The sequence below is a fragment of the Brevundimonas vitisensis genome, assembly GCF_016656965.1.
GTDB lineage: Bacteria > Pseudomonadota > Alphaproteobacteria > Caulobacterales > Caulobacteraceae > Brevundimonas > Brevundimonas vitisensis.
Genome location: NZ_CP067977.1, coordinates 1,969,978 through 1,991,696 on the forward strand (window position 1 = coordinate 1,969,978; position 21,719 = coordinate 1,991,696).

Here is a 21,719-nt window from a genome sequence, read left to right on the forward strand (position 1 = left end):
TTACAGCACTCCTGCAGTCTTGAGCTTGGATACCAGTTCGGCGGCGTCGGCCACCTTGATCCCGGCCGAACGCTTGGGCGGCTCGGTGACCTTGAGCACCTTCAGGCGCGGGGCGATGTCGGTGCCATAGTCGGCGACCGCTTTCATGGCGATCTCCTTCTTCTTGGCCTTCATGATGTTAGGCAGGGAGGCATAGCGCGGGGTGTTGAGGCGCAGGTCCACCGTGACCACGGCCGGCAGGGAGGCGGCGATGGTCTGAAGCCCGCCGTCGATCTCACGCGTGACCTTGGCCTTGCCGTCCGCGATCTCGATCTTGGAGGCGAAGGTGGCCTGGGGCCAGTCCAGCAGGGCGGCCAGCATCTGGCCCACGGCATTGTTGTCGCCGTCGATCGACTGTTTGCCCAGCAGGACCAGATCCGGCTTTTCTTCCTCGACCACGGCCTTCAGCAGCTTGGCCACGGCCAGCGGCTCCAGGTCGGCGTCGGACTGGATCAGGATGCCGCGGTCCGCGCCCATGGCCAGGGCCGTGCGGATCGTCTCCTGGGCCTGGGTCACGCCGATGGACACCACGACGATCTCGGTCGCGGTCCCGGCGGCATGATGCTCCTTGCCTTCCTTCAGGCGGACGGCCTCTTCGACGGCGATTTCGTCGAAGGGGTTCATGCTCATTTTGACGTTGGCCAGGTCGACGCCCGACTGGTCCGCCTTGACGCGGGCCTTGACGTTATAGTCGATCACCCGTTTGACGGGGACGAGAACCTTCATGGGTCTATCCGTGAAATCGCCAGAATCCTGGGCGAGGCAATGGAACGACCTGAAAGGTCTGTCAATGTAACCTTGGGTCAACTCCGGTCGGCTCGAACCTCATCGTTTCGGCGATGCTTATCTCGGACTGCGACAATGAACCGCTTTCTTACGTTCCAGCGCCTGGGCGTCCTGTTTGTCCTGACGTTCGGCCTGCTGGCTCTGGGCGCAGTGGCGTTTCAGCGCCTCCAGGTCGAACCGGAACAGCGCTGTGCCGCCAAAGGTCAGTGGTGGTACGAAGAAGAGCGGCGCTGTGTGACGCCGATCTATCTGCCCGACATCACGGGTCGGCCCGAGGGTGTCTCCCGCGCGGAGGCCTCGGACCAGAAGAACCGCGAACTGCTGCAGATTGAGCGGAACCTGGCCGAGCAACGGGCCGCCCGGGACGCCGAGGTCGCGCGTCAGCGCGAAGCCCTGGCGGCGCAATAGGGAAGGGGAACGCCATGTCTTTTCAGGCCTATCTCGACAATATCCAGGCCAAGACCGGCAAATCCCCCGAAGATCTGCGAGCCATGGGGACCGACAAGGGCTTTCTGGTCCAGGGACGGATCGCCGAGGGGGTCAAGGCGACCCAGATCACCGATTGGCTGAAGGCCGAACTTGGCTTGGGGCATGGTCATGCCATGGCCGTCTATGCCCTGTTCAAGGGGAAGAAGGCCTGAAGGCTCAGCGACCGAAGACCTCAACCCCGATTTCACCCCCCGGCGTCAGCCAGGCACGCTTCATGCCCTGGCTGTTGAACGGATGGGCGATGCGGCCCTCGCGGTCCAGGGCGATCAGGCCGCCGTCTCCGCCCAGGGCCCCGATGCGGTCGATGACCCCACGGGCCGCGGCGTCCAGCGTCTGGCCGGCCTCGACCTGCCAGGCCAGGCGGGCGCAGGCGGCGGTGCGGATGAAATATTCGCCCTGGCCGGTGGCCGAGGCCGCGACCTGACCGTCGGCCCAGGTGCCTGCCGCAGGAAGCGGGGTGTCGCCCACGCGTCCCGGCATCTTTCCGAACACCCCGGCGGTCGATGTGCCCGCCGCCAGCCGTCCCTGGGTATCCAGCACGCAGCAGCCGACCGTGCCGTGGCTGAGAGTGCCTGGCGGATGGTTGTCCTCGCCCTGGCCGGCGCGTGTGAACCACTCGGCCTCGTCGCCGATGCGGTCCAGCCCTTGGTCGAGGGCGAACAGGGCCGCCCCTTCGCCCGCCAGCATGACGTGCGGCGTATGGTCCATCACGGCGCGGGCCACGCGGATGGGGTTGGTGAAGCCTTGCAGGGCGGCGACCGACCCGGCCTTGCCGTTCGAGCCGTCCATCAGGCTGGCATCCAGTTCGAACGCTCCGGCCAGATTGGGCGAGGCCCCGCGTCCGGCAACATAGAGGCCGGAATCTTCCAGCATCGTCACCGCCTCGACCACGACGTCCAGGGCGCTGGCGCCTGATTGCAGGCGGTCGCGCATCGCTTCGACGACGGCGCGCATGTGGGCGACCTCGCGGTCGTAGTTCTTCTCGCGCCGGGCCCCGGCTCCCCCGTGCAGAATGAGGGCGGGTCGGGTCATGGGGCATCTCCTGCAATGGCCTCTTTCCTTCGGGCCTGCCGCTGATTAGCGTTTGCGCGAACAAAAAACCAACGCCCTACACACCGGCCTCAAACAGCGCGAACGCGCGGTAGGCCCTCGAGCAAAGCGAGACCAAAGATGCGCGCTGTCCTGTCCAAGACCCCCGGTGGCCCGGAAACCCTGGTGGTCGAGGATGTGCTGGATCCCACGCCGATGAAGGGCGAGGTGGTGATCGAGGTGAAGGCCGTCGGCATCAACTTTCCCGACACTCTGATCATCGAGGACAAATATCAGTTCAAGCCTGCCCGCCCCTTCTCTCCCGGTGCCGAGATCGCCGGGGTGGTCGAGGCCGTGGGCGAGGGCGTCAAGGGCGTGTTCAAGGGTGATCGGGTCATCGCCGTGCCCGGCTGGGGCGGACTGGTGGAGCGGATCGCCGTGCCCGCCGCCTCGGTGGTCAAGATGCCGGACGGGATGTCCTTCGAGGAGGGCGCGGCCCTCATCATGACCTATGGCACCAGCTATTACGCCCTGAAGGACCGGGCGAAGCTGCAGCCGGGCGAGACTCTGCTGGTGCTGGGCGCTGCCGGGGGCGTGGGGGCGGCCGCCGTCGAACTGGGCAAGGCCATGGGGGCCCATGTGGTCGCCGCGGCCTCGACCAATGACAAGGTTGAGTTCGCCCTGGAGATGGGGGCGGACAATGGCCTGATCTATCCGTCCGGGCCGATGGACAAGGCAGCCCAGAAGGCGCTGTCGGGCGAGCTGAAACTGGCCTCGGGCCGGGACGGGGCCGATGTCGTCTATGATGCGGTCGGCGGCGACTATGCTGAACCGGCCCTGCGCGCCATGGACTGGTGCGGGCGCTATCTGGTGGTGGGCTTCCCGGCGGGCATTCCGGCCCTGCCGCTGAACCTGACCCTGCTGAAGTCGGTGGCTGTGATCGGCGTCTTCTGGGGCGCGGCCGTCATGCGCGATCCGGCCGCCCATGCCGCCAACATGGCCGATCTGATGCGGCTGTGGTCCGAAAAGAAGATCCGTCCGCGCATCAGCCGCACCTTCCCGCTGGAGCGGGCCCATGAGGCGATCCAGGCCCTGGGCGACCGCACGGCCATGGGCAAGATCGTGGTGACGGTCGAAAGCTGACGCCTCAGCGGCCCTTTAGCCGCGCCAGGGCCTCACGTGCCGCCTGGGTGTGCCGCTGGCGGATATTGGCCCCCAGGGTGGCGATGACGGCCGTGATCACGGCTGCATCGTCGGTGAAGCCGATCCCGGCCAGGACATCGGGAATGGCATCGACGGGCAGGACGAAATAGGCGAGGGCTCCCAGCATGATGCCCTTGGCCGCTGCGGGGGTCTCGGGATCGCGTGCGGCGTAATAGACGCTGACCAGACGGTCGGCGAAGGGGATGGACGCTGCGGTGCGCGTCACCTTGGGCCAGAAGCCGGTTCTGACCCGGGCCTCGTTCACCTGCAGCACCTGGGGAACCAGGGCCTGTGCGGGGTCGATGGCGTCCTGGGGCGTCGGTTTGGCATTCGCGGTCATGGCGGCTAAAGCCCTGCGGTAAATCTTCGGTTCAAAACATATAGGGACAGACGCCATGAAACTCGACGGGTCGATCGCAGCGGTGGTGACGGGTGGGGCCTCGGGCCTGGGCGAGGGCACGGCGCGGGCGCTGGCAGCCCAAGGGGTCAAGGTGGCCCTGTTCGACATGAACGCCGAGCGTGGCGAGGCCATCGCGGCCGAGATCGGCGGGGTCTTCTGCGCCGTCGACGTGACATCGGACGAGGACGTGGCCGCCGGTTTTGCCAAGGCGCGCGCCGCCCATGGCCAGGAGCGCCTGACCGTCAACTGCGCCGGCATCGCCACGGGCCAGAAGACCGTCAGCCGCAAGCGCGAGGACGGCTCCCTGCGGGCCCACGACATGGCCAGCTTCGAGCGGACCGTGCGGATCAATCTGTTCGGCAGCTTCCGGGTGCTGAGTCAGTCGGCCCTGGGCATGGCCTCGGCCGAGCCGATGGCCGACGGCGAGCGTGGCCTGATCGTCAATACGGCGTCGGTGGCGGCCCAGGACGGCCAGATCGGCCAGGCGGCCTATTCGGCGTCCAAGGGCGGTGTCTATGCCATGACCCTGCCGATCGCCCGCGATCTGTCGGCCGAGGGAATCCGGGTCAACACCATCCTGCCGGGCATCATGTGGACGCCGATGATGGCGGGCATGGACCAGAAGGTTCAGGACGCCCTGGCCGCCGCCATTCCCTTCCCCAAGCGTCTGGGCACCCCGGCCGACTATGCGGCCCTGGTCCTGCACCTGGCGCAGAATGTCTATATCAACGGCGAATGCATCCGCCTGGACGGCGCGATCCGTCTGGCCCCGCGTTGATCGGACGGGCCGATCGCGGCCCGAAAAAGGGGCTGTCGCCCGGCTCTCGGAGCCTCTCTGGTCGAGCCCCGCATGCATGTTGTTCCGATAGTTTCAGGAATTGTGCATGGGGGGACTTGCGAGGGGTCCGGCACCTCCGCTATACGCCCGCCTCCGACTGAAGTGCGGGCGTAGCTCAGTGGTAGAGCACAACCTTGCCAAGGTTGGGGTCGAGAGTTCGAATCTCTTCGCCCGCTCCAGTCGTCTCGAGAAAGCCCGGTCCCCGCGACCGGGCTTTTCTTGTTTCTGGCCTGGCTGAGTGTCCCGGCCGCCGTAGCGACCGGGACGGGCAGAGGACCCCTATTCCTCAGCCGGGGCGTCCATCAGGCGGCGGCTCAGATAGGTGTATTCCAGCGCGATGCGGCGGGCGGATTCGCGCAGGTTCGCGCTGGCCGCGTGGCCGCCGTCGGTGTTCTCATAGAACAGGACCGGATAGCCCAGTTCCATCAGCCGTGCCGCTGCCTTGCGGGCGTGGCCGGGGTGAACGCGATCGTCCTTGGTTGAGGTGTGGATGAAGACCTCGGGATAGGGCTGGCCCGCGCGCAGGTTCTGATAGGGCGAATAGGCCTGGATCCAGGCGCGCTGCTCGGGAATGTCCGGATCGCCGTATTCGGCCCGCCAGGAAGCTCCGGCCAGCAGCTTGTGGAAGCGCAGCATGTCGAACAGGGGCACGGCGATGATGGCGCCGTTGATCAGGTCCGGCCGCTGGGTCAGCATCGCCCCCATGAACAGCCCGCCCTGGCTGCCGCCCATGACGCCCAGACGCGGCTGGGAGGTAATGCCCCGCGCGATCAGGTCCTCGGCTACCGCCTGGAAGTCCTCATGGGCGCGCTGACGGTTCTGCTGCTGAGCCGCCTGGTGCCAGGCCGGGCCGAACTCGCCGCCGCCGCGCGTATTGGCCCGCACATAGACGCCGCCCCGTTCCAGCCACAGCTTGCCCACCGTGGCCGAATAGCCGGGCAGGTTTGAGATCTGGAAGCCGCCATAGCCGTACAGCAGCGTGGGGTTGGAGCCGTCCATCGGCATGTCGGCCCGGTGCACGACCGAATAGGGGATCATCGTGCCGTCCGCCGAGCGGGCCTCATACTGGTGCACCACCAGGCCCTCGGTCTCGAACTGCTCGGGCAAGGACTTCACGCTCGTCGCCTCACCCGTCGCCGCATTCGCCAGCCAAAGGCTGGAGGGGTTCAGATAGCCGGTGACATTGACGAAGACCCGGTCATCGGCGTCCGAGGCGGAGCCCAGGCTGACGGCAATATCCTGGGGCAGGTCCAGCCGGGTGCGGGTCCAGTCGCCCGCGTCCGTGGGTTGATAGACATAGACCCCGCCGCGCACGTTTTCATACAGGGCCACGATCAGGCGGTTGCGGGTGGCCGTGATGCCTTCCACCGACTCGCGCGGACCGGGACGCAGCACCAGGGTCGCGGTCGTGGCCGGATCGGCCAGCCAGGCCTGGAGCGGATAGGCGATCACGTCGCCCGGCTGGAAATCCTGGCCGGACGGTGCGGTCCAGGCCTGTTTGGTGGTGAACACCATCTGTCCGCTCACCAGGGCCTCGATGTCCGTCCGCTCGGGCAGGGACAGGCGGGTCAGGCTGCCGTCGGGCTGGACCCAGTGGTACTCGTTGTCGTCGAAATTGATCGCGCGCTGGATCAGAGTGGCCTGGATGACGCCATCCGCATCGCGCAGGACACGGGCACCGACCAGGACGTCGGTCTCCTGACCGCGGAACAGCTCCACGGCCTGATCGATGGACTGGCCACGGTTGAGCCGCTTGACCACCATCGGATAGCCGGACGAGGTCATGGTGCCTTCGCCGAAATCGCGGGCGATCAGCAGGGTGTCGGCATCGATCCAGCTGGCCTCGCCCTTGGATTCCGGCAGGTTGAAGCCGCCCTCGACGAAGGTGCGGCTGACGCTGTCGAACTCACGCAGGGTGGTGGCGTCCTTGCCCCCGTCGGACAGGGACACCAGACACAGGCGTTCCTCGGGCGGCAGGCAGGTGACGCCCTTATAGACCCAGTTCTTGCCCTCGGCCGCCGAGACGGCGTCGATGTCCAGGATGGTTTCCCACTCGGGGGTCTGGGTCCGATAGCTGTCCAGGGTCGTGCGCCGCCAGATTCCGCGCACATGGGTGGCGTCCTGCCAGAAGTTGTCGACCGTGCCGTCCCGGTTCAGGCCGGGCTGGGGGATGCGGTCGCGCGATTCCAGGATGGCCAGGGCCTGATCGTGCAGGGGCTGATAGCGGGGGTCGCCCTGAAGTATGCCCAGGGTGCGGGTGTTCTGGGCCTCGACCCAGGCCATGGCCCGCTCGCCTTCGATCTCCTCGAGCCACAGATAGGGGTCGGTCGCGTCCGAGGTGGCGAAGGCCCCGGGCTCGAGCGGGGGGTTGGGGGGCGTCTGGGCCATGGTCACGCTCGCAAGAGAGGTCGAAAGGGCGGTGGCGGCAAGTAGCAGGACGAGCGAGCGGGAACGGGTCATGGACGAAGGCCTCGATACAAGGGGAGGGCGCACCTTAAGCGCCTGCCACGTCCCGGCAAGCCCGGCTCAGTGGCCGCCGTCGTCGGGGATGCACAGCAGATTGCCGCAGGCCTTGCAGTGAACCGCGTCCGGGTCGTGGACCTGCAGCCCGCAGCGGTCGCAGGGAAATCGGACCTTGTGCGGGCGCAAAAGGGTCTGGCCCACCCGCACGAACAGGGTCACCCCCGTCAGCATGATGACGATCGATACGACCCGGCCCCAGGTGCCGGGCAGGAGGATGTCGCCATAGCCGGTGGTGGTCAGGCTGGTGACCGTGAAATACAGGGCATCCACATAGCCGCTGAGCCCCTCGGTCTGTCCCAGGAAGCTGGTGTAAACGAAGCCGGTCGCCACGAAGATGAAGGTGACCAGGGCGACCAGGGCCTTGGTCACGTCCTCGACCCGCGTATCGTCATAGCGATGCCCGATCGTGCGCCAGAAAAAGTCCGAGTTGATCAGGGTCCACAGCCGCAGCACGCGCAGGAAGCCCAGGCTGAACAGCCAGGCCGGGAACAGCAGGGTGGCCAGGATGAACAGGTCCATCCAGACGATAGGCTTCTTCAGCCAGTCCCTGATGTTGGAATAGCACCAGGCCCGTGCCGCAAGGTCGGCCGCCAGCAGGGCCGCAATCATATAGTCGACGATATAGAAGACGATCCCGCCTTCCTTGAGGATCGGCCCGGCGATGAAGAAGGCGATGATGGCCAGGTCGATCACCAGAACCGCAACCCGGAACCGCACCGCAGTGTGGGAGGTGCCGTGATAGAGGGCCCTCAGCCGGGCCCGCAGGCGAAATCCCTCGGATTTTTCAGTCGATGACGACAAGCTCATGCCTCATCGATAGCCTGCGTCGCTCGCGCACGAAACCATCCCGGCCTATATGCGGTCCTATGACCCGACCCTTCGTCAAGATGAATGGGGCCGGCAACGACTTCGTCGTCGTCGACGCCCTGACCGAGCCGTTCGCCCCCACGGCCGAGCAGGCCCGCGCCATCGCGGATCGGGCGACGGGGCAGGGCTGTGACCAGCTGATCGCCATCGCGCCCTCGGACCGGGCCGATGCCTTCATGCGGGTGTGGAACGCCGACGGGGGCGTGGTCGAGACCTGTGGCAACGCCCTGCGCTGCGTCGGCTGGATGCTGATGGAATCGACCGGCAAGGACCAGGTCACCATCGACACCCTGGGTGGGCCGACGACGGCGCGAAAGGTGTCTTCCCATGAGGTACAAGTCGATATGGGTCGGCCGCGGCTGGACTGGGCCGAGATCCCTCTGGCCGAGGACATGGACACGCGGGGGATCGAGCTTCAGGTCGGGCCGATCGACGATCCGGTCCTGCATACGCCGGGCGCCGTTTCCATGGGAAATCCACACGTCGTCTTCTTCATGGACCATGTGCCCGACGACGGTTTCGTGCGGGGCACCGGCTCGCTGATCGAGCATCACCCCCTGTTTCCGCAAGGGGTCAATGTCGGCTTTGCCCATATCCTGGCCCCTGACCGCATCCGACTGCGGGTGTGGGAGCGGGGCGCCGGGCTGACCCGGGCCTGTGGCACGGGGGCCTGTGCTGCCCTGGTCGCGGCGGCGCGGCGCGGCCTGTCGGCGCGGCGGGCCACGGTGGTGGTCGACGGCGGCGAACTGGTGATCGAATGGGATGAGGCGACCGACCATGTGCTGATGACCGGCCCGGTCGAGGTCGAGCGGACGGGACGGCTTTCGGCCTGATCCACACCGCCCGACGCGCGACTGCGGTTGTTCCTTAAGGGATGCCCCTCTAGGGTTCCGGCCTCCCTGACGAGCCGACGCGAACCCATGCCCGACCAGACCGACAAACAGACGTTTTCCGACGAGGATGCCCTGGATTTCCACCGGCTGCCGGCGCCGGGCAAGATCTCCATGGCCCCGATCAAGCCGATGGCGACCCAGCGGGACCTGTCGCTGGCCTATTCGCCGGGGGTGGCGGTGCCGGTTCGCGCGATCGCCGCCGATGCCGACCGGGCCTATGACTATACGTCCAAGGGCAATCTGGTCGCGGTCATCTCGAACGGGACGGCCATCCTGGGTCTGGGCAATCTGGGCCACATGGCCTCCAAGCCGGTGATGGAGGGCAAGGCGGTCCTGTTCAAACGCTTTGCCGACGTCGACAGCTTCGACGTCGAGGTCAAGACGACCAACCCCGAAGAGTTCATCACCGTTGTCAAGAACATCGGCGACACCTGGGGCGGCATCAATCTGGAGGACATCAAGTCCCCGGAATGCTTCATCATCGAGAGCGAACTTCAGGACCTGCTGGATATTCCCGTCTTCCACGACGACCAGCACGGCACGGCCATCATCTCGACCGCCGGACTGATCAACGCCTGCCACATCACCGGGCGGCGGATGGAGGACGTCAAACTGGTGCTGGTCGGTGCCGGGGCGGCGGGCCTCAGCTCGATCAGCCTGATGAAGTCGCTGGGCGTCAAGCACGAGAACACCACGGTCGTGGACCTGGACGGCGTCGTCTATCGCGGGCGCCAGGTCTCGATGGACCAGTGGAAGTCGGTCCATGCCACGGACACGCCGCACCGGACCCTGGCCGAGGCCATGGTCGGGGCCGATGTGGTGCTGGGCCTGTCGGCCAAGGGCGCCATCACCCCGTCCATGATCGCCTCCATGGCCCCCAATCCGATCATCTTCGCCATGGCCAATCCCGATCCGGAGATCACGCCCGAAGAGGTCAAGGCCGTGCGGTCCGACGCCATCGTGGCCACCGGCCGCTCGGACTATGTGAACCAGGTCAACAATGTCCTGGGCTTTCCCTACATCTTCCGTGGGGCGCTGGACGTGCGGGCTCGGCGCGTGAACCACGAGATGAAGATCGCCTGCGCCCAGGCCCTGGCCCAGCTGGCGCGCGAAGACGTGCCGGACGAGGTGGCTGTGGCCTATCGCGGGCGCAAGCTGAAGTTCGGCCCCGACTACATCATCCCCACGCCGTTCGATCCGCGCCTGATCTGGTACATTCCGCCCTTCGTCGCCCAGGCGGCGATGGACAGCGGCGTGGCCCGGGTCCGTATCGACGACATGGATGCCTACCGCGCCCGCCTGCGCGAGCGGGTCGATCCTTCGGCGGCCCTGATGCAGAAGATCAGCTCGGCCGTGCGCGCGGCGCCGAACAAGCGGGTCGTCTTTGCCGAGGGCGAGGAATCGACCGTGATCCGCGCGGCCTGGGCCTTCAAACAGGCCGAGCTGGGCACGCCGATCCTGCTGGGCCGCGAGGATCTGATCCGCCGCAATGCCGCCGAGGCAGGCCTGGATTTCGACAGCCTGGGCATCGAGATCGTCAACGCCCGCGTCTCGGACAAGAACGCCGAATACACCGACTTCCTGTACGCCAAGCTGCAGCGCCGGGGCTATCTGAAGCGCGACGTCCAGCGGATGATCAACCAGGACCGCAACTATTTCGCCGCCTCCATGCTGGCGCGCGGCGATGCCGATGCGGTGGTGACCGGCACGACCCGCAACTTCAACATGGTGCTGAAGGAGGTCCGCCGCGTCCTGGACGTGAAGGAAAGCCTGATCGGCCTGTCGATCGTGCTGGCCAAGGGGCGTACCCTGTTCGTGGCCGATACCTCGATCCACGAACTACCCAGCGCCGAGGAACTGGCCGAGATCGCCATCCAGGCGGCGGCCACGGTCAGGAAGCTGGGGCGCACGCCGCGCGTTGCCTTCCTGTCCTATTCGACCTTCGGCAATCCTCCCGGCGAGCGGGGCGAAAAGGTGCGCGAGGCGATCCGCATCCTGGATCAGCGCGGTGTCGACTTCGAATACGAAGGGGAAATGCCGCCCGAGCTGGCGCTGGATCCGGGCCTGCGCGCCAACTATCCGTTCATGCGCCTGAGCCGCGACGCCAACATCCTGGTCATGCCGGCCCTGCATTCGGCGGCCATCTCCAGCCAGCTGGTGCAGGCGCTTGGCGGGGCCACGGTCATCGGTCCGCTGCTGGTCGGGCTGGAGAAGTCGGTGCAGATCGTGTCCCTGGGGGCCTCGGTCAGCGAGATCATCACCGCCGCCACCTTCGCCGCCTATGAAGAGGGCATCAGCGTCGAGTTCGAGCCCGAGGACGAGGTCACCCCACCACATCCGACCCCGGCAGTCGAACGCTCGATGGAGCCGCTGGTGGAGACCCGACCCGTTCTGACGACCGCCGTGCCGCCGACCGAGCTGTAGCCGGTCGGCGGTCCCTATCAGGAGGGCTGGGCCTCGGTCGCATCGACGGCGGTCTGATCGGTCTGGCGCGCCTGGATCGCGGTCTGTTTCGCGGCCACGACGAAGGCCAGGGCGATGGCAAACACGCCGATGATCGTCGAATACAGGAAGAAGACGACATAGCCCGCCCCCAAGGCTGCCGGGGTGACGCCGCTGGTCGCCGCTCCCTGGACCAGGGACCCCGCCGGCAGATTGACGAACAGACCCTTCAGCGGCGCGAACAGGCCCCCGGCCTCCGCCGCCCGGGCCGATCCCTCGACGATGCGGCCGGACTGGGAGGCGATCAGCTTGCCGGGCAGGGCATACAGGGAGCTGAACAGGGCATATTGGGTCGCCGTGAACCCCAGGGACGTCAGGCTGGACATATAGGCGATCAGGGCCGTGCCCGCGTATCCGGTGGCGATGTTGTCCACGCCGATGGCGATGGTCAGGGCCCCCAGGTCCGGACCCTGTGTCGCCAGCCAGGCGAACACGAGGTTGGACACCGGGCTCATGAAGGCACCGATCACCATGGTGCGGATCAGGCCCAGACGCGCCACCGACCAGCCGCCGATGAAGACGCCGAGCGTGGTCATGACCACCCCGAAAACCTTTCGAACCTCGGCCAGTTCGGTCTTGGTGAACCCCAGGTCCAGATAGAAGGGGTTCATGATGTTGAGCACGAAATCGGCCAGCCGATAGACGCAGATCAGGGCCAGGATCAGGGTCGCGACACCGGCAAACCGGACATAGAAATCCTTCAGCGGCGCGCCGAACGACCCGGCCAGATAGGCCCCCGGCCGCGTGGGCACGCGCGGAATGGGCCAGCAGGCGACGACCATCAGTCCCAGACCCAGAAAGACGGAGCCGACCTGAAGGAAGACGCCGCCCGGCTTGGCGTCCCAGGCCGTCTGAAGTCCATCCAGGCTGGCCCCGGAAACCCCAACCAGCGCCAGGACGCCACGCGTCAGGTCCAGCTGGCCGGTCAGGCCCGACCCGGCGATCATAGCGGCGACCACCAGCACGGCCAGCCGGATGATCCACTCCACCAGCTCGACCTTGGGACGCGAGGGGATGTCGCCGACCGGAATCGCCCGGATCGTGTGCGTGGTCTCTCGTGGTGCAAAAAGGGTTGCGCCGATCCCGATCAGCATCAGGGCGGCCATCACCGCATAGGACAGGTTCCAGTTGTAGAGATCGGCCAGGACCAGCGGCACAGCCCCGGCCACGATGACGGCGACGCGATAGCCGAGCTGATAGGAGGCAGCCATGGCCCCGTGACGACTGTCGTCCGACACCTCGATCCGCCAAGCATCGATGACGATGTCCTGCGTCGCGCCCGCAAAGCCCACCATCACCGCGAACAGGGCCATGGTCGTCAGGGCATTGGACGGGTTCAGGCCCGAGATCAGCCAGAGCCCCAGCATGATGATGCCCTGGGTGACCAGCATCCAGGACCGGCGGTGACCCAGGAACCGCGAAATGACCGGCACCTGAGTCCGGTCGATCAGGGGGGCCCAGACGAATTTCAGCGAATAAGTGACGGTGGCCAGGGCAAAGAAGCCGATCACCTCCAGCGTGGTGCCGCTCTCCCGGAGCCAGGCCGACAGGGTGTCGAAGATCAGCAGGTTCGGCAGGCCGGCCGAGAAGCCGAGCAGCAGCATGACGAAGACCCGCCGCTCGCCATAGACCGCCAGGCCACCCAGGCCGCGTGCCGGTTTGGCGGGGGTCGTCGTATCGGTCATGGATGCGTCTCCGGGCGCCCGTCCGGCGCCGCCTTCAGGACGCGACCTTGGCGCGGTCCGAGCGGTTCGTCCAGCGGGCCAGTGCGGCGCGCAGCCGTTCCGGTTCCAGAGGCTTGACCAGGTGATCGTTCATGCCGGCCTCCAGACAGGTGCGGCGGTCCTCGGCAAAGGCATTGGCGGTCAGGGCCAGGATGGGGGTGTCGTCGCCCGTGGCCCGGATGGCGCGGGTGGCGGCCGGGCCGTCCATGCCCGGCATCCGCATGTCCATCAGCACCAGATCATAGCGTGCGCGGGCACAGGCGGCGACCGCCTCGTCCCCGGTGGCGGCGGTCTCGACCGCGCAGCCCTCGCGCCGCAACAGGGTCCGGGCCAAGAGGGCCCCGACCGGATTGTCCTCGACCAGCAGCACGCGCAGGCCGGCGAAGCGAACGGGGGCGACGCGATCATCCTCCATCGCCGGGCCGTTCGTGCCGGTAGGCACGGCTGCGCCCGCCGCCGCCAGGATGCGCTCGGCCAGGGATTCGCGGCGCAGGGGCTTGATCAGATAGCCTTGGAACCCGGCCGCGCGGTAAGGCCCGATCAGCTCGCGTTGCGACGGACGCAGCAGGATGATCGCATGGCCCTGTGGTGGTCGGGCGGCCAGGGGGCGTCCCTCTGCGGCGGCCAGGGCATGGTCGATCAGAACGACGGGGGCGGTCGGCGCCACCTGTCCACCACAGGCCCGGATCTGATCCTCGGCGGCGGCCCGCACGAACGGATCGGGTGACTGGACCGCGACGGCCTGGCCCAGCAGGGGCCGCGACGGCGGCGCCTCTGCCGCCACGACATCGAAGGTGGCGGTGAAGCCGAAACGGGCCCCCATGCCGCCGGGCCGGTCGGTCACGGTGACGGCACCGTCCATGGCCTGGGCCAGCCGCCGGACCACTGCCAGCCCCAGCCCTGCCCCGCCAAAGCGGGTGGCGTCGGAGGCATCGACGTGGCCGAACTCCTCGAAGATCCGCGCCCGCGCCTCGGCCGGAACGCCGGGCCCGGTGTCGTCGACGGTAAAGGTCAGGCGGGCGCGGCCCTCGTCCGCGGGGCCAGCCGAGACGGCGATCCGCACGCCGCCTTCCTGGGTGAATTTGACGGCGTTTCCGGCCAGGTTGAACAGCACCTGGCGCAGGCGGCCCTCGTCGGCCAGCACGGTCGGCACATCGGCGGCGACGGACCAGGCGATTTCCAGTCCCCGGTCGTGGGCGCGCGGGCTGAGCAGTTCGGCCACGCCGCGCACCAGGGCCTCGATGTCGACGGGGGCGGTGTCGAACTCCAGCTTGCCCGCTTCCAGCCGCGCATAGTCCAGCAGGTCGTTGACCAGCCCCAGCAGATGCTCGGCCGAGGACTGGGCCGCCTCGGCATAGGCCCGCTGGGCCCCGTCCAGGCGCGTGCGGGACAACAGGCCCAGCATGCCGATCACCCCGTTCAGGGGGGTGCGCATCTCGTGGCTCATCAGGCGCAGGAACTGCTGTTCGGGCGCGGCCCCGGCGGCTCCCGAGGCGGTCTCGGCGGCGAGGGTCGTCTTGCGGGTCCGGGTGGGTCGGGAGGCCATGGACCGACCCTGACACAAAGGGGTTAAGGCCGGTTGATCAGAAGGCCGCAGCCCCCAGCCCGGAAGGCATGACTTGCCGATCGAAATCAGCCTGGGCCCCGACGGTGGTGCGGCGATAGATCAGCGCCTCGGCGATATGACGGCGCAGCACCCCCTCGGACCCATCCAGATCGGCGATGGTGCGGGCCAGCCGCAGGGTCCGGGTCCAGCCTCGCGCCGTCAGGCCGCCCGCCTCGCCCGCCCGCATCAGCAGGGCCCGGCCCGCCGAGTCGGGGGTGGCGAACCGGTCCAGCACATCCCCGCCCGAACGGGCATTCAGGGCCTGGGCCGGGTCGAGGCCAGCGGCGCGGACGCGGTCCTCCTGCATGGCGCGGGCGGCATGGACTCTTGCTGCCGCCTCTGCCGTGCCTTCGGACGGAGGCGGCAAAGCCATGTCGGCGGCCGTCACCGGCGGCACCTCGACCGTCAGGTCGATGCGGTCGAACAGGGGCCCCGAAATCCGGTTCTGATAGTCGCGCTGGCACCGGGGGGCCTTGCCGCAGGCGCCGCGCCCGGCACCGCCCAGACCACAGCGACAAGGATTCATCGCCGCCACCAGCTGGAACCGCGCCGGATAGCGGATGTGGGCATTGGCGCGGGCCACTACGATTTCGCCCGTCTCCAGCGGCTGGCGCAAGGAATCCAGCGCCTGCGCCGAATATTCCGGCAGTTCGTCCAGAAACAGCACGCCATTGTGGGCAAGGGAGGCCTCGCCCGGCTTGGCGCGCGTGCCGCCGCCGGTCAGGGCGGCCATGGAGGCGGAATGGTGCGGACTGCGGAAGGGCCGGTCGCGGGTCAGGGCCCCGCGCTCGATCAGCCCGGCCACTGACCAGACCATGGAGGTCTCCAGCAGCTCCTGCGGCGTCAGCGGCGGCAACAGGCCAGGCAGGCGCTGGGCCATCATCGACTTGCCTGATCCGGGCGGCCCCACGAACAGCAGATTGTGGCCCCCGGCGGCCGCGATCTCCAGCGCCCGCTTGGCGCTTTCCTGGCCCTTGACCTCGCGCAGGTCGGGCACGGCGCCGCCTGACCGGATCGGGCCCGGCTCGGGCGCGCGCAGCACCTGGGTGCCCTTGAAATGATTGATCAGTCCGATCAGAGAGCGCGGGGCCAGGATGGACACATCCCCGGCCCAGGCCGCCTCGGGCCCATTGATCTCGGGACAGATCAGACCCAGCCCCATGGAGGCCGCCGCCACCGCGGCCGGCAGGGTGCCGCCCACCGCCGCGATCTGACCGTCCAGGCCCAGTTCCCCGACCGCCGCCCAGCCGTCCAGGGCATCGGGGGCGATCACCCCCATGGCCGCCAACAGGGACAGGGCGATGGGCAGGTCGAAATGACTGCCCTCCTTCCTCTGATCGGCCGGGGCCAGATTGGCGATGATCCGGCGCGGCGGCAGGGCCAGGCCGATGCCCGCAAAGGCACCGTGCACCCGCTCGCGGCTCTCGGCCACCGCCTTGTCCGGCAGGCCGACGATGGTGAAACTGGTCTGGCCGGTACCGCCGACCAGCTGGACCTCGACGTCCACGCGCCGGGCGTCCACCCCATCGAACGCCACCGTCACCACCCGCGCGACCATCCGTCCCTCCGCCCTTACCGAGTGGAACAAATCACGAACTCTGTTCGATGACAAGCCGCGTCCGATATCCGCCGTCCAGCGCTTGTTCCTGCGGGTGAAAGGCCCCAGATGCGGCGATGACGTCCTCCTCGCCTGCCGTTTCTCCTGCCGCACCCGATCGCACCGCCCTGATGGCGGCGGTGGGGTGTTATGTGATGTGGGGGTTCATGCCCCTGTTGTTCATGGGGATGGCGGGGGCCGCGTTCACGGCGGCCGAGATCCTGTCGCACCGGGCGCTGTGGTCGGTGCTGTTCGCGGCAGGGCTGGTGCTGCTGGCCGGGCAGTCGGCCCAGGTGCGGACCGTTCTGGCCCAGCCGCGCAACCTGGCCTGGCTGGCGCTGTCGACCGCCCTGATCGCGACCAACTGGGGCCTGTATGTCTGGGCCACGACCCATCATGCGACGCTGGAGGCCAGCCTCGGCTATTACATCAACCCGCTGCTGAACATGATCGTCGGCCTGTGGCTGTTCCGCGAGCGGATCGACCGCTGGGGCTGGGTGGCGATCGGGCTGGCGGCGGTGGGGGTGGCGATCCAGGCCCTGGCCCTGGGACGGCCGCCGTGGATTTCCCTGGCCCTGGCCTTCAGCTTTGGCGCTTACGGCGTGATCCGCAAGCGGGTGGCGGTCGAGGCCCAGCCCGGCCTGCTGATCGAATGTCTGATGCTGCTGCCGTTTGGCCTGGCCTATGTGCTGTGGCTGCAGATGGCGGGACAGGGGCATGGGTTTGCCTCGCCGTCCGGTTTCGCCTGGGGCCTGTTCAGCGGTCTGGCGACGGTGCTGCCGCTGGCCCTGTTCGCCTGGTCGGCTCGGCGGTTGCCCCTGTCGACGATCGGCTTCGTCCAGTTCCTGGCCCCGACGCTGCAGTTCGCGATCGGGGTGGCGACGGGCGAGGCCTTTACCCTGCTGCGCGGGCTGTCGTTCGGCTTCATCTGGCTGGGCGCGGCGGTCTTTGCCCTGGCCGCCTGGTACCGGGTGCGTGCGGCCCAGGTGGCGATGCGGGCGGCTGAACCGATCTAGAGGGCGGCGTACAGGGCCTCGATCAGGCGCAGCGAGCGGGGGTCGCCCATCAGGTGCGGCGACTGCCGGTTCATGACATAGGCGGCCGAGACCCCGCGCGCCGGGTCGGCGAAGGCACAGCTGCCGCCCCACCCGGCGTGGCCCACGGTCTCGGGATTGGGGCCAAAGATGCCGCGCCCCTTGTTCCGCATGAAGCCCGCCGCCCAGCTCATGACGAAGGGCACGACCCGGTCCTGGCCATGGATGCGCTCGCGGGTCGCCTGATGCAGGACACTGGGCGACAGGACCGTGCGGCCGTCCAGAACCCCGCCCATGGACATGACCGACATCAGCCGCGCCAGACCCAGGGCCGTGCCGTGCAGATTGGCGGAAGGGATTTCCATCGTTCGCCATTCGACCGAGCCGCGACCGCCCGGCGACGACCCCCGGTCCAGGAAGGCGGCCCGCTTCACATCGTCGATGACGCCCAGGTCCGGGGCGGCGGAGGGCTTGCGCATCTGGGCCACGCGGTGGTGCTCGGCTTCCGGCAGGCCGATCCACAGGTCCAGGTCGTGGGTCAGGGCGAAATCCTGACGCAGGGCCTGGCCCATGCTGCGCCCCTCGACGAGGCGGAACAGCTCGCCCGCCAGATAGCCGATGGTGATGGGGTGATAGCCCGACGCCGTGCCCGGCTCCCACATCGGGGCCTGGGCGGCCAGCCGTTCCAGCACGGCGGGCGGATCGAACCACAGTTCCGGCGGCACCGCCTCGGCAAAGCCGGGCAGACCGGCCTGGTGGCTCATCATTTGGCCGACGGTGACCCGGTCCTTGCCCGCTTGGCCAAAGGCTGGCCACAGGTCCGCGACCCGCTCCTCATAGGCCAGCTTGCCGCGCTCGACCGCCGCGGCCATCAGCAGGGCCATGATCGCCTTGCCGGTCGAGAAAACGGGCACCAGGGTGTCGGCGGCAAAGGGTCGGGTCCGGCCCGTGTCGGCATGACCGGCCCACAGGTCGATGACGGGCTCGCCCGCGATGCAGACGCTGAAGCGCGCGCCCACCTCGTTCAGCCCCTCGGGCGCATCGGTGAAGTTGGCGGCGAAGGCGTCGCGCACCCGGGCGAAGCGCTCGGGGCAGAAGCCGTGGATGTCGGGCAGGGAAGAACCGGTCATCCCGGCGTCTTAACCATGGTTTGTGACGCCATCCACCCTGCAAGGGTCCGTGCGGCCACGACGCCGGACGCCATGTCTGCCTGCAACAGATAGCCGCCGGTCGGTGCCTCCCAGTCCAGCATCTCTCCGGCGACGACCACGCCGGGAAGGGCGTTCAGCATCAGGCCGGCATCGACGGCCTCCAGCCGCACCCCGCCCGCGCTGGATATGGCGCGGTCCAAGCCCTGGACCCCCGTCACCTTCAGCCGCACCGCCTTGATCCGCCGTGCCAGCTTGTCCGGGCCGGTCGGCAGATCGCCCGGAATCTCGCGCAGCACGCCGACGGCCACCGGCGACAGGCCAGCGGCTTTGCGCAACCAGTTGGTGGCGCTGTCCTTGCCGCGCGGTCGCGAAAGGCGCTCGGCCAGGGCTTCGATCGTCAGATCGGGCCGCAGGTCCAGGACCAGGGTCGTCGACCCCTCTTGCGCCACCGCCTCGCGCACAGCGGCCGACAGGGCATAGACGGCCCCGCCCTCCAGCCCATAACGGGTGACCATGGCTTCGCCCCGCACGGTGATTTCGTCGTGGGTCAGGGCGACGGGCTTCAGCGGCTGTCCGGCGAACCGGTCCGCCAGGATGTCGGACCAGGTGACGTCCACGCCCATGTTGGCCGGCCGCAGGGGCGACAAGGCCACCCCTTGTGCCTCCAGCATCGCGGTCCAGCCGCCGTCCGATCCCAGACGCGGCCAGCTGGCACCGCCCATAGCCAGGACCACGCCCCCCGGCCGCTCCGTGCGCTCGCCCTCAGGCGTGCGGAAGGTCAGCGCCCCGTCCGCCATACCGATCAGGCGCGAGCGGGTGCGGATCTGCACCCCCAGCCCCTCCAGCCGCCCCAGCCAGGCCCGCAGCAGGGGCGAGGCCTTCATGGCGCGGGGAAAGACCCGGCCGCTGGAGCCGGTAAAGGTCGGCTGGCCCAGCCCCTCGGCCCAGGCGATCAGGTCGGCGGCGGAAAACGCCTCCAGCCACCCGGCCACGACCGGGGCCGCCGCGCCATAGCGGCCGGTGAAGGCCTCCACCGGTTCCGAATGCGTCAGGTTCAGCCCGCCGCGCCCGGCCATCAGCAGCTTTCGCCCGACCGAGGGCATGTGGTCGTGCACCACCACGGCGATGCCCGCCGTGGCCAGAACTTCGGCCGCCATCAGGCCCGCCGGACCGGCGCCGACGACATGAACGGTGTGGGGTGTCTGATCCATGGCCCTTCCTAGACCGGAACGTCCGCGCACGGCATACGCTTTGTCCCCATGAGCGTTGCCTTTACCCGCGAGGAAGACCTGGAGGCCACGGCCGCCGATCTGGTCGACCGTCCGATATCGCCCCATCCGAACCTGGTCACACCCGAGGGCCTGGCCGCGATCGAGGCCGCCCTGGCCAGCGCCCGCGCCGCCTATTCCGCCGCCCAGACCAGCGGTTCGATCGAGACGGACCGCACCGCCATGGCCCGCGCGACGCGGGATCTGCGCTACTGGTCCGCGCGCCGCGCCTCGGCCCAGCTGGTCCCGCCGCAGGCCGCGCCCGGCGAAACCGTGCGCTTCGGCGACACCGTGACCCTGGAACGCGAGGATGGCCGCATCCAGTCCTGGACCCTGGTCGGCGAGGACGAATCCGATCCTGCGGCTGGCAAGGTCGCCTATGTCTCCCCCCTCGCCCAGGCGGTCCTCGGCCGCCGCCTCGGCGATGAGGTCACCGTGGCGGGGAGAACGGTCGAGATCGTGGGGATCGGGTGAGGGGGGCTGGGAGGTGTTAGCGGTCGGGGAATGGCCGACTAAAGACGCTGCTGTTCTCGCCTAACTAAGCTAAACACATCTAAGATAGACGCCCAAATTTTTTGACAACCCAAAGTAGGCCTCGCCTTGACAGGCAACTCAATGTTCGCTTTTTGTTTCTAGCGATTCGGCTGATGGTGACTCATGACTCTACGCCTCATAGATCTCTTCAGCGGAGCTGGCGGCATGAGCCTCGGCTTCTCGGACCCGCGCTTCTGCGGGGGATTCGAAACCGTGTTGGCGATCGACAACGATGCGGCAGCGGTGAAGACTCATGAACTCAATTTCCCCGGCCGATCCGTTCGGGCGAACATTGAGGAATGGTTGCTGACTGAAGAGGTCCCTCAAGCTGATGTGGTCATCGGGGGGCCGCCTTGTCAGGGGTTCAGCCTGCTCAACAAGAAGCGCGACGGTGACGCGCGCCGAGCGCTTTGGGAGCCGTTTATCGAAATCGCCGAACGATCCGGAGCCCGGGTTTTCGTCATGGAGAACGTCGCCGAGCTCTACCGCTCTCCAGAACGCGAGTTGATTGAAAAGAAGGCTCAGCAGCACGGGTTCATGACCCAAGCCGCTATCGTGAACGCGGCCGATTACGGCGCGCCTCAGACGCGCAAGAGAACGATCATCTTGGGCTGGCGAGAAGCATTCAATCTGCCGTCGTTTCCTCCGCTGGCGTCACACGCGGATCCGAAGTTGAAGTTAAACTTGCCTCGCTGGCGCACGGTGCGCGACGTCATAGCGGATTTGCCGTTGGAAACGATCGGGACCGAAATCGGGTCGAAGCCCAAGCTCGATCTCCATTTCGGTCGGACGCCGACGGACAAAAGCATGGAGCGCTATCGCGCCGTTCCGCCTGGCGGTAATCGCTTCGATCTTCTGGCCAACCGTCCCGACATCACGCCGGACTGCTGGGTTCGCAAGACGAGCGGGGGCACCGATCTTTTCGGACGCCTGTGGTGGGATCGACCGTCGGTAACGATCCGGACCGAGTTCTACAAACCCGAAAAGGGCCGCTACCTTCACCCGGAGGCGCACCGACCGATCAGCCACCGAGAAGCCGCGCGCTTGATGGGCTTCCCGGATGACTTCAAGTTTTACGGGACAAAGGTCGAGGTGGCGCGGCAGATCGGGAATGCGGTGCCGCCGCATTTGGCAGGGGCTCTCGGAGGTGTCGTCCGCTCAATCCTCGAGCCTAGGGCGATTGCTGCCTAGCGGTCAGTAAGGAAATCCTCATTAAGAGGTCGGCAACTTCGCACA

19 protein-coding genes and 1 tRNA gene are annotated in these 21,719 nt (G+C 67.8%); 10 read left to right on the forward strand and 10 right to left on the reverse strand.

Annotated features, from left to right (window positions below; genetic code table 11):
- Complete coding sequence (locus JIP62_RS09955; RefSeq protein WP_201102035.1) at window positions 1-765, reverse strand: electron transfer flavoprotein subunit beta/FixA family protein; 765 nt, start codon at window positions 763-765, stop codon at window positions 1-3.
- 135 nt (window positions 766-900) lie between these two features.
- Here JIP62_RS09955 and JIP62_RS09960 point away from each other — a divergent pair, with 135 nt between their 5' ends.
- Window positions 901-1,233 (forward strand): hypothetical protein, encoded by a 333-nt coding sequence (locus JIP62_RS09960; RefSeq protein ID WP_201102036.1) that lies wholly within the window; start codon window positions 901-903, stop codon window positions 1,231-1,233.
- Window positions 1,234-1,247: 14 nt separating this feature from the next.
- Window positions 1,248-1,466 (forward strand): DUF4287 domain-containing protein, encoded by a 219-nt coding sequence (locus tag JIP62_RS09965; protein WP_201102037.1) that lies wholly within the window; start codon window positions 1,248-1,250, stop codon window positions 1,464-1,466.
- A 4-nt stretch (window positions 1,467-1,470) separates the two neighbouring features.
- Here JIP62_RS09965 and JIP62_RS09970 read toward each other — a convergent pair whose 3' ends face one another.
- Window positions 1,471-2,346 carry an isoaspartyl peptidase/L-asparaginase family protein gene (locus JIP62_RS09970; RefSeq protein ID WP_201102038.1) on the reverse strand — a complete coding sequence of 292 codons (876 nt, stop codon included), beginning with the start codon at window positions 2,344-2,346 and terminating at the stop codon, window positions 1,471-1,473.
- Window positions 2,347-2,484: 138 nt separating this feature from the next.
- On the opposite strand from JIP62_RS09970, the gene JIP62_RS09975 reads away from it, so the two are divergent.
- A complete protein-coding gene (locus JIP62_RS09975) occupies window positions 2,485-3,486 on the forward strand; it encodes an NADPH:quinone oxidoreductase family protein (protein ID WP_201102039.1) in 1,002 nt (333 codons plus the stop codon).
- A gap of 4 nt (window positions 3,487-3,490) precedes the next feature.
- Here the strand turns inward: JIP62_RS09975 and JIP62_RS09980 are convergent, their stop codons facing one another.
- Window positions 3,491-3,886 (reverse strand): YkvA family protein, encoded by a 396-nt coding sequence (locus JIP62_RS09980; protein ID WP_201102040.1) that lies wholly within the window; start codon window positions 3,884-3,886, stop codon window positions 3,491-3,493.
- Window positions 3,887-3,941: 55 nt separating this feature from the next.
- On the opposite strand from JIP62_RS09980, the gene JIP62_RS09985 reads away from it, so the two are divergent.
- A complete protein-coding gene (locus JIP62_RS09985) occupies window positions 3,942-4,724 on the forward strand; it encodes an SDR family oxidoreductase (protein WP_201102041.1) in 783 nt (260 codons plus the stop codon).
- 164 nt (window positions 4,725-4,888) lie between these two features.
- Window positions 4,889-4,963, forward strand: a tRNA-Gly gene (locus tag JIP62_RS09990).
- Window positions 4,964-5,063: 100 nt separating this feature from the next.
- Here JIP62_RS09990 and JIP62_RS09995 read toward each other — a convergent pair.
- Together JIP62_RS09995 and JIP62_RS10000 are read right to left on the reverse strand one after the other, a co-directional pair.
- On the reverse strand, window positions 5,064-7,244 hold the full coding sequence (locus JIP62_RS09995) for a prolyl oligopeptidase family serine peptidase (RefSeq protein ID WP_201102042.1): 2,181 nt from the start codon (window positions 7,242-7,244) through the stop codon (window positions 5,064-5,066).
- 66 nt (window positions 7,245-7,310) lie between these two features.
- Window positions 7,311-8,114, reverse strand: a complete 804-nt coding sequence (locus tag JIP62_RS10000) for a potassium channel family protein (protein WP_201102043.1) — start codon at window positions 8,112-8,114, stop codon at window positions 7,311-7,313.
- Between the two features lie 59 nt (window positions 8,115-8,173).
- On the opposite strand from JIP62_RS10000, the gene dapF reads away from it, so the two are divergent.
- Complete coding sequence (gene dapF / locus JIP62_RS10005; protein ID WP_201102044.1) at window positions 8,174-9,007, forward strand: diaminopimelate epimerase; 834 nt, start codon at window positions 8,174-8,176, stop codon at window positions 9,005-9,007.
- 87 nt (window positions 9,008-9,094) lie between these two features.
- Complete coding sequence (locus tag JIP62_RS10010) at window positions 9,095-11,491, forward strand: NADP-dependent malic enzyme (protein ID WP_201102045.1); 2,397 nt, start codon at window positions 9,095-9,097, stop codon at window positions 11,489-11,491.
- Window positions 11,492-11,508: 17 nt separating this feature from the next.
- Here the strand turns inward: JIP62_RS10010 and JIP62_RS10015 are convergent, their stop codons facing one another.
- From JIP62_RS10015 to JIP62_RS10025, 3 genes are read right to left on the reverse strand one after another with little or no spacing between them, the layout of a single operon-like run.
- On the reverse strand, window positions 11,509-13,254 hold the full coding sequence (locus JIP62_RS10015; protein WP_201102046.1) for an AmpG family muropeptide MFS transporter: 1,746 nt from the start codon (window positions 13,252-13,254) through the stop codon (window positions 11,509-11,511).
- 34 nt (window positions 13,255-13,288) lie between these two features.
- Window positions 13,289-14,839: a response regulator gene (locus JIP62_RS10020; protein WP_201102047.1), complete on the reverse strand. Its 1,551-nt coding sequence runs from the start codon at window positions 14,837-14,839 to the stop codon at window positions 13,289-13,291.
- A 37-nt stretch (window positions 14,840-14,876) separates the two neighbouring features.
- Window positions 14,877-16,457 carry a YifB family Mg chelatase-like AAA ATPase gene (locus JIP62_RS10025; RefSeq protein ID WP_201102048.1) on the reverse strand — a complete coding sequence of 527 codons (1,581 nt, stop codon included), beginning with the start codon at window positions 16,455-16,457 and terminating at the stop codon, window positions 14,877-14,879.
- A gap of 116 nt (window positions 16,458-16,573) precedes the next feature.
- Between JIP62_RS10025 and rarD the strand changes: the two genes are divergently transcribed.
- Window positions 16,574-17,512 (forward strand): EamA family transporter RarD, encoded by a 939-nt coding sequence (gene rarD / locus JIP62_RS10030; protein ID WP_201102049.1) that lies wholly within the window; start codon window positions 16,574-16,576, stop codon window positions 17,510-17,512.
- On the opposite strand, the gene JIP62_RS10035 is transcribed toward rarD, so the two are convergent.
- Both JIP62_RS10035 and JIP62_RS10040 read right to left on the reverse strand, forming a co-directional pair.
- Window positions 17,509-18,660: a serine hydrolase domain-containing protein gene (locus JIP62_RS10035; RefSeq protein WP_201102050.1), complete on the reverse strand. Its 1,152-nt coding sequence runs from the start codon at window positions 18,658-18,660 to the stop codon at window positions 17,509-17,511. The genes rarD and JIP62_RS10035 overlap by 4 nt on opposite strands.
- Window positions 18,657-19,892 (reverse strand): BaiN/RdsA family NAD(P)/FAD-dependent oxidoreductase, encoded by a 1,236-nt coding sequence (locus JIP62_RS10040; RefSeq protein ID WP_201102051.1) that lies wholly within the window; start codon window positions 19,890-19,892, stop codon window positions 18,657-18,659. Before JIP62_RS10040 ends, JIP62_RS10035 begins: the two co-directional genes overlap by 4 nt.
- A gap of 48 nt (window positions 19,893-19,940) precedes the next feature.
- On the opposite strand from JIP62_RS10040, the gene greA reads away from it, so the two are divergent.
- Window positions 19,941-20,423: a transcription elongation factor GreA gene (gene greA, locus JIP62_RS10045; protein WP_201102052.1), complete on the forward strand. Its 483-nt coding sequence runs from the start codon at window positions 19,941-19,943 to the stop codon at window positions 20,421-20,423.
- Between the two features lie 225 nt (window positions 20,424-20,648).
- Window positions 20,649-21,674 carry a DNA cytosine methyltransferase gene (locus tag JIP62_RS10050; RefSeq protein ID WP_201102053.1) on the forward strand — a complete coding sequence of 342 codons (1,026 nt, stop codon included), beginning with the start codon at window positions 20,649-20,651 and terminating at the stop codon, window positions 21,672-21,674.
- Window positions 21,675-21,719 lie beyond the last annotated feature (45 nt).